The sequence below is a fragment of the Planktothrix tepida PCC 9214 genome, assembly GCF_900009145.1.
In the GTDB taxonomy this organism is placed as follows: domain Bacteria; phylum Cyanobacteriota; class Cyanobacteriia; order Cyanobacteriales; family Microcoleaceae; genus Planktothrix; species Planktothrix tepida.
In genome coordinates this window covers 1-12,294 of sequence record NZ_LN889811.1, presented here as the reverse complement: position 1 = coordinate 12,294, position 12,294 = coordinate 1, and the positions used below count along the sequence as shown (strand labels likewise).

Here is a 12,294-nt window from a genome sequence, read left to right as displayed (position 1 = left end):
ATTTCACCCTTAACATCAACGGTAATTTTCTTAGACAGATCTCCATTAGCTACAGCCGTCGTTACTTCTGCAATGTTTCTCACCTGTGCAGTTAAATTTCCCGCCATTGAGTTAACACTATCGGTCAAATCTTTCCAAGTACCTGCAACTCCTCGAACTTCCGCCTGTACGCCTAACTTGCCTTCTGTTCCTACTTCCCTTGCAACTCTTGTTACCTCTGACGCAAAGGAATTTAACTGGTCTACCATTGTATTAATCGTATTCTTTAATTCTAAAATTTCACCCTTAACATCAACGGTAATTTTTTTCGATAAATCTCCATTCGCTACCGCCGTCGTTACTTCTGCAATATTTCGCACTTGGGCTGTTAAGGAACCTGCCATAAAATTAACACTATCCGTCAAATCTTTCCAAGTTCCTGCAACGCCTCGAACTTCTGCTTGTCCTCCCAATTTTCCATCTGCACCGACTTCTCGCGCCACCCGTGTTACTTCAGAAGCAAAGGAGTTTAATTGGTCTACCATTGTGTTAATCGTATTTTTCAGTTCGAGNTAACTTCTCACTTCTGGGAATAGGTCTTTATAACCTTGACAATATTCATCAATCACTGAAACTGTTGGTTGTGCATCTCGGGCTAAATGTTTGATCATCTGTAATTCTACATCCATTACCCTATCCCCCTTCTAGCTACCCATCTGGTTTATTTTCTAATTTTACTTCTCGGAGACTGACAGAAGAGGGATATAGTATTAACCAATAAAATCTCCCAACTGTCTGATCACCTAGAAAAGCGAATCAACTTGGCAATACAAAAAGCCGGGAACGTCAAAGAGTATGGGGATGCCCTTAAGTCTTTCAGTGACCCGGATATCTTAAGTGAAATTAGCGAACTCAATGGAATGGTGGCAAATTTAACCACGAACTTATAAAGTGACAAAAGAGAGTTTATTGGTGGATTGATTTAGAAAAAAACGCCTCTAACTCAAAAAATTCAGAAATTGAGCTTGGGAAACGTCTTATTAGTGTAGAAAGGAAAGACAAACCTCAATCTTTAGGTAAAAACTCACAAATACAAGGAGTAATTAAAGTGAACTTAAATCGTTGGATTAAGGCGATCTCGGTCTTAATATTTGTTTTTAGCTTGGCACTGATTACCAGTCCCTTATCTGCTAATGCGGCTTCAAGTAGTTATCAACTGACCTGCGAAGATATTGATATTTACGGTTCGGTATTAGAAGCGACTTGCAGAAGAAGAGATCAATCACTGAATCAGACTGATTTATTGTTGAAAGGGATTGAAAATATTGATGGAACTCTCAAGGTCACTTCTTCTTGGAGACCTGCTAATTTTGATCAGTCTTGTGATGATATCTCGATTCGTGGAGATGTCATTTCTGCTCGATGTCGAACCAGAGCGGGTTATTATGTTTCAACCAGTCTCCGTCTAACTGGAATTGAAAACATTGATGGAGAACTTCAATATACCAGTGAGCCAACAGATGAACCAGTCGCCTTTAATGAGGCTGAGGCTAATGAGGATGTAGAAAGAATTATTAGCGAGATGAGAGCAGATCAAGAGTTCAGATCCCATTTCGATAACGATCAAGAATTTGAGGATTATCTCAACAGATTCCGAGAAAGTTGGAATTAAAAAAATTTGGGTTGAATTTGAGTCAGTTGCTCAATCACCATTTGCTATTTATTGTTAAGCTATTTTTGATGAAGGGCGATCGCGTATCTTTCCCAAAGGAGCGTGATCGCTTTTTATGTTTATGAGAAATGCGATCGCATCGAGGAAAATTATACCTCACAACTTAATAGACATTGCCACAGCGAGATTGAAGTTGCACTTCAGATAATCCAAAGTTTTGCTGACTTAAAACGATGATTTGTTGAATAAATTTATCATAGCGTTGAGAAGAAGATGCCAACAAATTATCGTCGCTGGCACTAACCAAAGACTGATTAATTTTAGTCCAATTTTTACCCTGCTGTTTAAGATCAGTGTCTTTTGTCTCCATATTGTTGAACATCTTCTACGGATAACAAAAGTTAAAACAGGTTTCAGCATTTCCTATCTCTGGTTTCCAGGTTGAACCTAGAAACCAGAGGTGATTACAAATCAATAAAGGGTTCAGTGTCGTCAATACTGGGTTCGGGAGGCGTTTCAACGGCTGGAGTCGAAACGTTATTATCCGTTGGATTTTCAACAGGTTGGGTGGAAATATTATTATCTATTGGTTCTTCAATCGGTTGGGTAGAAACGTTATTATCTATTGGTTCTTCAACAGGTTTAATTAAGGCACTATTCGCCCTTACAAAACAGTTTGCAGGTGTGCCATCGGGTTTTTTCTTAACAAAAATCCAAGGTAGAAATTGATCATCAAAGGTAATTACAAAACCGCCATAGCTCGGTTGTGCCCGGAACACTTCATCCGGTTTTAAAGTGGTGACAGCCGGCCAACTACTAATAGCTGGAAATCCGGGGTTATCAGGATTCCAAATCTCTTCAATCGGGGCATTTCCCATGCGACAATTTAATCCATTTGGATCGGAATCAACCACTTGCCAATATAAATGATCGGATTTAGTCATATAATTTCCTCGATCATTCGGTTCAGGAAGAGACTTCGCCGCCCAAACAGGTGTGATTCCCAGGAGGAAAACCAACCCTAAACCTAAAATCACTATCCTATAAATTGCTTTGAATCGGTTTAGCATCATAGTCCTCATTGAATTAGGATTGTTCAACAGTAAGGAATATACCGTTTTATTTCGCTTGGAAGCAACCCCGGTCTAGGGTCACAAAAAATTGGGTAGCACGATAGGGCTATCCGTTCCTATTATTCTAACACTTCTATAGAATTTCCTTAAATAATATCCTCGCAGTAAATACTCAATAATAACACTGATTTATCTCCTCTAGCAATCACAATCCTTGGCTCTGTTGCTGTTAAACTATTTCTAATTAAAGAATTCTCTGTTGAATAAATTTATTATATTGAGGAGCTTCTTGTCAATGGTGAGGAATCAATTTCCACCGGATTTTATGTGGGGAGTGGCGACAGCATCTTATCAAATTGAAGGTGCTGTGGCGGAGGGAGGACGGAAACCCAGTGTTTGGGATACCTTTAGTCAAACCCCTGGACGGGTATTAAATGGGGAAACGGGTGATCCTGCTTGTGATCATTATCATCGTTATGAAACAGATATTCAACTGATGGTTGAATTAGGAATTAAACATTATCGGTTTAGTATTGCTTGGTCGCGAATTATTCCCGATGGACGAGGAACTGTGAATGAAGCTGGACTGGATTTTTATCAACGTTTAGTCGATACCTTATTAAAGAATGGAATTACCCCCCATGCGACTTTATTTCATTGGGATAGTCCCCAAGCTTTAGAGGATTTATATGGGTCTTGGCGTAGTCGAGAAATGGCTCAGGATTTTGCCGATTATGTGGCGGTTGTTGTTAATAAATTAGGCGATCGCATTACCTCTTGGATGACCATTAATGAAATTCCTTGTTTTACCCATTTAGGTTATCAAGTCAATGCCCTTCCTCCCCATGCACCGGGAACCATTGTTTCCCGCCCCAAAGAAGTTTGGCAAACCTCCCATCATGCCTTATTAGCTCATGGGTTAGGGGTGCAAGCCATTCGGGCAAATTCGACGGTTCCTTGTACCGTTTCTTTAGTCGATAATTGTGCGGTAACAGTTCCCATTACAGAAACACCAGAAAATATTTTAGCCGCCCAAAAAGCCTTTGCCCTTTGTGGTGAAAATGGGGGAATTATCTTTCCGGCTTTAACCGGTTCCTATAGTCCCGTTTTATTGGAATTATTAGGAAATGAAGCCCCGGATATTTTACCCGGAGATTTAGAAATTATTCATCAGCCCTTAGACCAATTAGGATTAAATATTTACTCAGCAACTTATGTCCGTGCATCTGATAATTCTCAGGGGTTTGAATTTCTGGGACTACCTAAAGGATATCCTCGCATGAATATGCCTTGGTTGAATATCGTTCCTGAGTGTATTTATTGGGGAATTCGTCATATCAGTGAAACCTTAGATCGAGCAGATTTACCTATTTTAATTACAGAAAGTGGCTGTGCAGCCGAAGATGAATTAACTCCCCAAGGAGAAGTCATCGATACGGATCGGATTATGTATTTACGTCAGCATTTTAAATCAGCTTATCGTGCTCTTGTTGAACGATATCCCTTAAAAGGATATTTCGTTTGGAGCTTAATGGATAACTTTGAATGGGCTTGGGGTTATCAACGTCGTTTTGGCTTAATTTATCTGGATTATATTACACAAAAACGCATCCCTAAAGCCAGTTTTCAATGGTATGCTGAATGTATTCGGCAAAATCGGGTCGTTTAGCCTCATCTTTAAGCCTAGGGGAAGTCAGAAACAACTTAGACTCAAAGTGTTAGCAAAAAATTCAGTTTTAGCCGAGAGTTTAATATTTTTATTTATTTCTCCTAGCTAACTTTTGTTATGAATACAATACTTTCTTCCCCTATTACCCCGGCTCTCCAATCGGGCGAACCTCACAGTATCCAACCTGGGTATTATCAAGCGATGGAACGGTTAATTACTGTTGTGCAGGAACTTTCTCTGGCGCGGGATTTGCCAACCATTATGACGATTGTTAAACACGCAGCCCGCGAACTGACCAAATCTGACGGGGCGAGTTTTGTTTTGCGAGATCAGGATCAATGTTTTTATGCTGATGAAGATTCCATTGCTCCTCTGTGGAAAGGTCAAAGATTTCCGATAGAAATTTGTCTTGGAGGTTGGACAATGATTCATCGTCAACCTGCAATTATTTCTGATATTTATGGGGATGAACGAGTTCCCTATGCCGCCTATCAACCCACCTTTGTTAAGAGTTTAGCAATGGTTCCCATTCGTACCCTTGACCCGATTGGGGCGATTGGAATTTATTGGGCAATTTTGCATCAACCGACTGCTGAAGAAGTGAAATTATTACAAGCTTTAGCCGATACAACCGCAGTAGCGATGGAAAATGTTCAAGTTTATTCTGAATTAGAACAACGAGTCCGCCATCGTACTTCCCAATTACAAACTTTAAATCAACAATTAGCTGAAGAAATTGGAGAACGACGAAAAGCAGAAGCAGAAGTCAGACAATTATCTTTAACGGATGAACTAACCGGATTATTAAATCGTCGGGGATTTTTTGTTTTAGCTGAACAACAATTAAAGTTAGCTCGACGTTTACACACATCTTGTTGGATCATTTTCATAGATTTAGATGGCTTAAAAATAGTCAATGATACTTGGGGTCATGACCAGGGAGATGCTTTGATTCGGGCTATGGCTCAAGTTTTGAAACAAACCTTTCGAGAGTCTGATATTGTTGCCCGTTTGGGAGGAGATGAATTTGTAATTTTTGCTCCTAATTGTATCGGTTATTGTGAAAATATAGAAAGTCGTTTAAAATACGAAATTGATCAGTTTAATGAAAATAGCTTTTTCAGTTTTCAGTTATCGATGAGTGTTGGCAGTATTAATTTTAATCCCAGTTATCATACTCGTCTGGAAGAATTAGTCACTCAAGCAGATGAATTAATGTATACCCAAAAACGCCTGAAACGGAATCAAAAATCCGTGTGTTAACTTTGAATGAAATCTCAATCGTTAATATGAAAAAATTTTTGATTTTTAGCTTATTATTTATAATAAGTTTGGTTTTAGTGACTTGTGCGGAACAGTCTCAACATTTATCTCAAAACACCTCTACTTCTAATCTCAAGTCGCCTTTAACTATTTGGTGGACAAAAGGGTTTTATCCCGAAGAAGATGAAGCGTTGCAAACGGTGATTAAAGCTTGGGAACAACAAACTGGACTCAAAGCAGAACTGACATTATTTAGTGATGATGAAAACTTAAAACAAACACTAAACGCCTTAGAAACCCAAAATTTACCCGATATTGTTTATAATCGACGGTTAGAATTTGCCGTCAATCCTAAAGCGGCTTGGGAAGGTAAAGTTGCTGAGGTTTCCGATATTATTAAACCTATCAAAACCCTTTATACTCCCAGCGCGATTCAATCGGTTTATCTCTACAATCAGACATCTAAGAAATTTGGCTATTACGGTGTACCTCTTCAGCAGCAAACTTTACATCTCCATTATTGGCGAGATTTACTGGAAGAAGCCGGATTTCAAGAACGTGATATTCCCAAAGATTGGAATAATTTCTGGGCTTTTTGGCAAGAGGTACAAATGAAAATTCTCCCCATGCCCAGGAAGCTAAAAGTTTTCTCTCTTTTTTAGCAAAACCAGAAATCCTTTTAAACTATTTAAAAGGGTCTGCTGGACGTTATTTCCCCGTTATGCCACAACTGTTATCAGATCCATTTTGGAATAATACGAATGATCCCCATCTCAAGGTCGCATCAGAACAATTTCGTTTTGTTGCGCCGTTGTCTTCGATTCTGTTTGCACCCTATTCCCAAATTTTTGCTGAAAATGTATGGGGAAAAGCAATAGAACAGGTCATTGTTGAGGGTTTATCTCCAGAAGCAGCAACGGAGATGGCTATTGCTGAAATTCAAACAATATTTGCCGAGTGGAAAGTTCAGGAGTAAACTAATAAAAGATAGCTTTTTCAAGTTGCCTGATTCTAAACCCTAAATTTCTCCACATTTTCCAAATGGTTCTAACCATGAGAATAAACTTATTTTCCCGTCACTTTGCAAGATTTATAGCCTTGTTAATGGTCAGTTTCGTTTTAATCACTTGTACAAGTCAATCCCCTAAAAAGCCTGAGAATATTCAACAAAAATCAGAATTAACCATCTGGTGGAATCGAGGATATTATCCAGAACAAGATGAAGCAATTGAAAAAGTGGTCGAGAACTGGAAACAAGTAACGGGGAATCAAGTTAAGCTGTCTTTTTTTAGTGAAGATGATACCTTAAAAGAAGCGATTACAGCCTTAAAAGTCGGAAATCCTCCAGATATTTTATTTTCCGAACGGGCTGATTTTACCTTAATTCCTCAATGGGCTTGGGAGGGAAAATTAGCGGATGTTTCTGGGGTGATGGAACCGATTCAAAGCTTATATGAACCCAGTGCTATCGCATCAGTTTATCTGAAGAATAAAGCTACTCAAAAACGGTCTTATTATGCCATTCCCTTAATGGAGCAAACGCTTCATATTCACTACTGGCGAGCATTACTTCAAGAAGGGGGAATTGATCCTCAAAATTTACCTCAAAATTGGTCAGAATTTTGGCAGATTTGGCAACAAGCTCAAGCTAATTTAAAAACGTCGGGACAAACGGAAATTTATGGTTTAGGTTTACCGATGTCCGTTGAATCTTCAGATACTTATTTAATTTTTGAACAATTTTTAATTGCCCATGATGTTCAACTTTTCGATGAGCAGGGAAATTTACAATTAGATCAACCCACTGTTCGTCAAGGAATTATAGATACCTTGAATGAATATACTAATTTTTATCTTCAGGGAAATGTTCCCCCGGCTGCGATTAATTGGTTGAATGCGGATAATAATACTAATTTCTTGAACCGTAGTACCATTATGACCCTCAATCCGAGTTTATCCATTCCGGGTTCCCAACGGGAAGATCAAGACATTTATCAACATCAACTGGTGACAGCACTCTTTCCTAATACCCCCAAGGGTCAACGGATGAAACATTTAGTTTCTGTTAAAGAAGCGGTGGTTTTTTCGGAAGCTCAGAATCCAAAACTAGCACAACAATTTCTGACCTATCTCATTGAACCTAAAAATCTTAGTGCTTATGTTCAAGGCACTGGGGGAAGGTATTTCCCGGTTATGAGGCAACTTTGGAATGATCCTTTTTGGCAAAATCCTAATGATCCTCATTTAAAAGTGGCATCTCAACAATTTCAATCCAATAAAACTCAACCTTTATATCATGTTATCAACCCCGCTTATGCTCAGGTTCAAACGGAAAATATTTGGGGTCAAGCGATTAAAGCCGTATTAACTCAAGGGGTCTCTCCAGAACAGGCAACCGATCAGGCAATTCAACGGATCAAAGAAATTTTTGATCAGTGGCAACAGAAGTGATTACTTCCCGATTTATCGTAACATTTTATCCCCTTTCATCTATTCTAATTTTTCCTATGAATCTTTGGAAAAAAAGCTTATTATTCCAGCTTGTGAGTTCTTTTCTGATTTTATCGTTAGTCATTGTTTCTCTCGTTGGATATATGGCTTTTTATCAAGCTAAAGAATCCTTAAAAAACTCAATTTTTAATGAACTAAATATGGCAGCTTCCTTAAAACGGGAAGAACTCAACCATTGGGTCTTTGATCAAAGTCAAGTGGTTTTAGCTATAGCTCAAATGCCTGAACTTCGGACTCCTGCAAAAACACTATTTACCCTGGATAAATCTAGTGAGGATTATAAAAATATTCAAAGGTCATTACAAGCTTCTTTAAGTTCATTTACGAGAGAAAAATCGGGGTTAAAAGAAATTTTTATTTTGTCTCGTGGCGGTCGAGTTTTAGTTTCAACTGACCCATCTCAAATCGGCAAATATCAACCCTTAGTGCAATACAGTGATATTCAATCGGATAATCAAAACTCTTTTGTTTCTAATTTTTATCGTTCACCCATTACAGGTTATCCCCAAATTACGTTAGCGGATCAAATTTTAGATCAAGACGGTAAACGCTTAGGACTTTTAGCAGCCCATTTAAACTTAGAACGAGTTGATCAGGTGATTCGTCAACGCACTGATTTAGATAAAACCGGAGAAACTTATTTAGTTGGAAATATGGGAAGTGGTTTATCTAATCGTTATGTTCTGATTGCGTCTCAAAAGCTAGGATCAGATGAATTTCCTGATGGAATTAATAGTGATGGAATTGAACAAGCTATGCAGGGAAAAAGTGGGGAAGGATTATATCGAAATTATCGAGGGGTTCCTGTGATCGGGGTTTATTATTCTTTATCTAATAAAGATTTAGCTTTAATTGTAGAACGCTCTCAAACGGAAGCTTTTACTCCTGCCCGTAAGTTAGCCAGTTCTATTTTATTGATTGGATTAATTTTATCAGGAGTTATGGCGATCGCAATGTTCTTTTTAGGTCGCCAAATTGTGCAACCCATTTTAGCGATTGTAAAAACAGCCCGTGTTATTAGTCAAGGAAATTTTCAGCAAACAGTCCCCATTTTAAGTGAGAATGAAATTGGGTTACTCGCCCGAACCTTTAATCAAATGACGATTCAATTACAAATTTATTATCATCAGTTAGAAGATTATAATCGAAATTTAGAATTAAAAGTAACGGAACGGACTCAAGAACTAGAAGATAAAAATCAACGACTGATTCATGCTTTAAAAGAATTAAAACAAACTCAATCTCAACTGATTCAAAATGAAAAAATGGTCAGTTTAGGGCATTTAGTAGCAGGGGTTGCCCATGAAATTAATAATCCTGTGAGTTTTATTTATGGCAACCTAGATTTTGCATCTGATTATGGTAAACATTTAATTCAATTAGTGGAAGTTTACCAAAAAAATTATCCCGAACCCCAGGAAGAAATTGAAGCAATTATTGCTGAAATTGATTTGGAATTTATTAAAACTGATCTACCCCAGGTTTATCAATCGATGAAAGATGGTGCTAACCGAATTAAAGAAATTGTTTTATCTCTCAAAAACTTTTCCCGTTTAGATGAATCTGAACAAAAAAGAATTAATATTCATGAGGGAATTGACAGTACCTTACAAATTTTACAAACTCGTCTTAAATCTCTCCCCTATTGCCCTGAAATTCAAGTCATTAAAAACTATGGTGACTTACCTTTAATTAATTGCTATCCTGGTCAACTCAATCAAGTTTATATGAATTTACTTGCGAATGCTATTGATGCTTTACAAGAATGCTGGGAACATCAAAATCCAACCTGTGTGATCAAACAACCTCAAATTATAATTCAGACAACGGTGATGGATAAAGAATGGATTGCTATTGAAATTCGGGATAATGGTTTAGGGATTCCTCCAGATATTAAAGGGCGAATTTTTGATCCCTTCTTTACGACAAAACCTGTTGGTAAAGGCACTGGGTTAGGATTATCTATTAGTTATAAAATTATTGTTGAACAGCATCAAGGTCAACTCAAATGTGACTCCAAAATTGGAGAAGGAACACAATTTATGATTAAACTCCCTATTCTTCGTTCTGAGTCAGGGTGATTTGGCGAAGTTGATCAATCCGTTCTAAATAACTAGGAATCATTTCTCCCGCAACCCGACAGGCTTCTCGATCAACACCAATTAAATCTTCTCCCCAAAAAACTTTTTCTAATGAAATTGATTTTCCTCGATCCGGTTTCCAATCCAAACTAATAAATTGGCGATCGCCATCCACAACAGCCCCATCAAATAAATGTCCAATACAGAAATAGACATCCTGTAAGATCAACGGCACAGAAGGACGATGTAATTGTCCCCGTGAGGAGAGACTTCTAGCATGATAATGTTTTCGAGGAAACAAACCATATAAATTTTTTAAAGAGGCAGAAATTAAGGGTTCTCCTTTGAGAGTTGTTCGTTTAAAAGCCGCCACACTAATCCGACAGTCTACTTCCATTAATAGTCTGGGAGCAAACATGGATTTAAACCGCACCGGTTGAGGGGAAAAATTCGGATATTCGGTCAGAGGTAAGGTATCCGCATCAAAAACTTCTATCCCTTCTCCTAAAATTTGATCAATCCCAAGACGACGAATAATTTCACTCAGGGACACGGGAGAACAAACCCCTTCTACAATGAAAATTTCAGCTTGGGGATTTTTCTGTCGCAGAGTGGTCAGTACCGTTGCTAATACCTTCAGACTGACCGTAACAGGAGGCGGGACAGGATAGCCTAAATTGGGTTTCACTAAAATCCGTTTTGCCGTTAGTGCGGATTGGGGCGGTTCATAGATAAAATTCGACGACCCGATCACCTGGACTCGATCACGACTCATAACTCAATCTCAAATAGTAATCTTAGGGGAAATTTTCTAATGAATTTTTAATAAAATTTTAATGAATAGAGTTTTGTCAAATAATTTTAAGCTAGGATACTCAAAGTTCAAGAACAAGGTATCATAAAAAAACAATGTTGACCCAAACCGTAACAACATTGTCTCTAGGGAACTCTAAAAACAAAATTTCGTAGAAACTCAGTCAAGTTATCCCTTCCCCTGTGATGATGATCACACAATTCAGTTGATTAAATCACAGAAGTAACCCGATATCTATCACTGTACTTCCCTCAATTCCCTATAGAATTAATATCGTAGAATCTTATTTCTACTGTTGTCTAACTTTTACCCCCTCTTTTTTGTAGGAACCTCAATTATGATTTCCCCTAAACAAGCACAACTGATTCAATTTTTACGGTGGGAGTTAGCGATCCCGGCTTCTTCAATTGCAATGGCACTCCGCCACCCAGAACAGGATTCAGGTCAGTTACCAATGATCCTGTGGCAGTATGGGTTAATTACACTCGAACAACTTGATCGAATTTTTGATTGGTTAGAGCGATTTGGCAGCATCATGGAAACGAAACCGACACTGTATCCCCATCCGGATCTTTGCGAATCTTCACGAACGGAAACCGTTAATCTTTCGGCTTCTTTGGTGGCTTAATTCTTCAGGGGTTAAACCATTTTAGAAAAGTGTCTTAATCCAATATGAAAAAATTTTGTTTATGTCAAGACGTTTAACAAAACGATTTCAACGCCCACAATCTCAATTTAACTCCCCGAAGTCAGCTTTCATTGAAGGCTGACTTTAATCTTATTCAAGGGTTACAAATTATTCCATCCCTATCTGTTTAAACCTTCAGTCGATTTTTCAGGAATTGTTTTTGAGACGACATCACCCTTAATCATTCACCCTTCGGTTACAGCAGAATAAACCTGACGAAATATCGCTTTATCTCCCCATCTCCTCAAAGAACTCAAAATTAACCTTATGATAGAAAAGTTCAGGATACACTCTTAGTAATGAACTTGGTTGCATCTGTGATCATGATGAACTTTGAAGAGGCTCTGACAATTACCGATACATTGGTTTTTGAAAAAACCGGAAAACACCTGAATGATGCACAACGAGCGGTCATTCAGGGAACTTGGTATTGTCAGAAATATCATGAAATTGCTTTAGAGTATCGCTGTACTCCTGAGTATCTCAAGCAGGATGTCGGGCCCAAATTATGGAAATTGTTATCGGATGAGTTAGGGGAAAAGGT

At 38.2% G+C, this 12,294-nt stretch carries 14 protein-coding genes; 10 read left to right on the top strand and 4 right to left on the bottom strand.

The features are described 5' to 3' along the window. A partial coding sequence (locus tag PL9214_RS33275) for a HAMP domain-containing protein (RefSeq protein ID WP_439331539.1) occupies positions 1 to 383 on the bottom strand: 383 nt, incomplete at its 3' end. Between the two features lie 417 nt (positions 384 to 800). On the opposite strand from PL9214_RS33275, the gene PL9214_RS32760 reads away from it, so the two are divergent. Continuing rightward, positions 801 to 929 carry a hypothetical protein gene (locus PL9214_RS32760; RefSeq protein ID WP_281250349.1) on the top strand — a complete coding sequence of 43 codons (129 nt, stop codon included), beginning with the start codon at positions 801 to 803 and terminating at the stop codon, positions 927 to 929. Between the two features lie 158 nt (positions 930 to 1,087). After that, entirely contained in the window at positions 1,088 to 1,651 is a 564-nt protein-coding gene (locus PL9214_RS19875) for a mannose-binding lectin (RefSeq protein ID WP_072720509.1), read from the top strand. Positions 1,652 to 1,814: 163 nt separating this feature from the next. On the opposite strand, the gene PL9214_RS19870 is transcribed toward PL9214_RS19875, so the two are convergent. Both PL9214_RS19870 and PL9214_RS19865 read right to left on the bottom strand, forming a co-directional pair. Next, complete coding sequence (locus PL9214_RS19870) at positions 1,815 to 2,021, bottom strand: hypothetical protein (protein WP_072720508.1); 207 nt, start codon at positions 2,019 to 2,021, stop codon at positions 1,815 to 1,817. Positions 2,022 to 2,115: 94 nt separating this feature from the next. Beyond that, positions 2,116 to 2,724, bottom strand: coding sequence for a hypothetical protein (locus tag PL9214_RS19865; RefSeq protein ID WP_186440415.1), 609 nt, complete (start codon positions 2,722 to 2,724; stop codon positions 2,116 to 2,118). A 295-nt stretch (positions 2,725 to 3,019) separates the two neighbouring features. Here PL9214_RS19865 and PL9214_RS19860 point away from each other — a divergent pair, with 295 nt between their 5' ends. From PL9214_RS19860 to PL9214_RS19835, 6 genes are all read left to right on the top strand, one after another. Continuing rightward, complete coding sequence (locus tag PL9214_RS19860) at positions 3,020 to 4,393, top strand: GH1 family beta-glucosidase (RefSeq protein ID WP_072720506.1); 1,374 nt, start codon at positions 3,020 to 3,022, stop codon at positions 4,391 to 4,393. A gap of 117 nt (positions 4,394 to 4,510) precedes the next feature. Beyond that, positions 4,511 to 5,656, top strand: coding sequence for a GGDEF domain-containing protein (locus tag PL9214_RS19855; RefSeq protein WP_083580101.1), 1,146 nt, complete (start codon positions 4,511 to 4,513; stop codon positions 5,654 to 5,656). A 26-nt stretch (positions 5,657 to 5,682) separates the two neighbouring features. Continuing rightward, positions 5,683 to 6,318 (top strand): ABC transporter substrate-binding protein, encoded by a 636-nt coding sequence (locus PL9214_RS19850; RefSeq protein WP_245824308.1) that lies wholly within the window; start codon positions 5,683 to 5,685, stop codon positions 6,316 to 6,318. A 59-nt stretch (positions 6,319 to 6,377) separates the two neighbouring features. Then, entirely contained in the window at positions 6,378 to 6,632 is a 255-nt protein-coding gene (locus PL9214_RS32390) for a hypothetical protein (RefSeq protein ID WP_072720504.1), read from the top strand. 77 nt (positions 6,633 to 6,709) lie between these two features. After that, positions 6,710 to 8,107 carry an ABC transporter substrate-binding protein gene (locus PL9214_RS19840; protein WP_072720511.1) on the top strand — a complete coding sequence of 466 codons (1,398 nt, stop codon included), beginning with the start codon at positions 6,710 to 6,712 and terminating at the stop codon, positions 8,105 to 8,107. Positions 8,108 to 8,163: 56 nt separating this feature from the next. After that, a complete protein-coding gene (locus PL9214_RS19835; protein ID WP_072720510.1) occupies positions 8,164 to 10,248 on the top strand; it encodes a HAMP domain-containing sensor histidine kinase in 2,085 nt (694 codons plus the stop codon). Here PL9214_RS19835 and PL9214_RS19830 read toward each other — a convergent pair. Continuing rightward, a complete protein-coding gene (locus PL9214_RS19830; RefSeq protein ID WP_072720503.1) occupies positions 10,223 to 11,023 on the bottom strand; it encodes a DUF362 domain-containing protein in 801 nt (266 codons plus the stop codon). The genes PL9214_RS19835 and PL9214_RS19830 overlap by 26 nt on opposite strands. 376 nt (positions 11,024 to 11,399) lie before the next feature. On the opposite strand from PL9214_RS19830, the gene PL9214_RS32935 reads away from it, so the two are divergent. Together PL9214_RS32935 and PL9214_RS19820 are read left to right on the top strand one after the other, a co-directional pair. After that, positions 11,400 to 11,690 (top strand): DUF2949 domain-containing protein, encoded by a 291-nt coding sequence (locus tag PL9214_RS32935; protein ID WP_306341364.1) that lies wholly within the window; start codon positions 11,400 to 11,402, stop codon positions 11,688 to 11,690. Positions 11,691 to 12,049: 359 nt separating this feature from the next. Beyond that, positions 12,050 to 12,294 (top strand): helix-turn-helix domain-containing protein (locus PL9214_RS19820; RefSeq protein ID WP_500690250.1); only part of this gene is annotated, 245 nt, incomplete at its 3' end.

Bases quoted from the DNA above. Each gene is read 5' to 3' on its own strand.
- PL9214_RS19865 (WP_186440415.1), bottom strand. From the start codon at position 2,724: ATGATGCTAAACCGATTCAAAGCAATTTATAGGATAGTGATTTTAGGT.
- PL9214_RS19855 (WP_083580101.1), top strand. From the start codon at position 4,511: ATGAATACAATACTTTCTTCCCCTATTACCCCGGCTCTCCAATCGGGC.
- PL9214_RS19870 (WP_072720508.1), bottom strand. From the start codon at position 2,021: ATGGAGACAAAAGACACTGATCTTAAACAGCAGGGTAAAAATTGGACT.
- PL9214_RS19840 (WP_072720511.1), top strand. From the start codon at position 6,710: ATGAGAATAAACTTATTTTCCCGTCACTTTGCAAGATTTATAGCCTTG.
- PL9214_RS19835 (WP_072720510.1), top strand. From the start codon at position 8,164: ATGAATCTTTGGAAAAAAAGCTTATTATTCCAGCTTGTGAGTTCTTTT.
- PL9214_RS19860 (WP_072720506.1), top strand. From the start codon at position 3,020: ATGGTGAGGAATCAATTTCCACCGGATTTTATGTGGGGAGTGGCGACA.
- PL9214_RS32390 (WP_072720504.1), top strand. From the start codon at position 6,378: ATGCCACAACTGTTATCAGATCCATTTTGGAATAATACGAATGATCCC.
- PL9214_RS19850 (WP_245824308.1), top strand. From the start codon at position 5,683: ATGAAAAAATTTTTGATTTTTAGCTTATTATTTATAATAAGTTTGGTT.
- PL9214_RS32935 (WP_306341364.1), top strand. From the start codon at position 11,400: ATGATTTCCCCTAAACAAGCACAACTGATTCAATTTTTACGGTGGGAG.
- PL9214_RS19830 (WP_072720503.1), bottom strand. From the start codon at position 11,023: ATGAGTCGTGATCGAGTCCAGGTGATCGGGTCGTCGAATTTTATCTAT.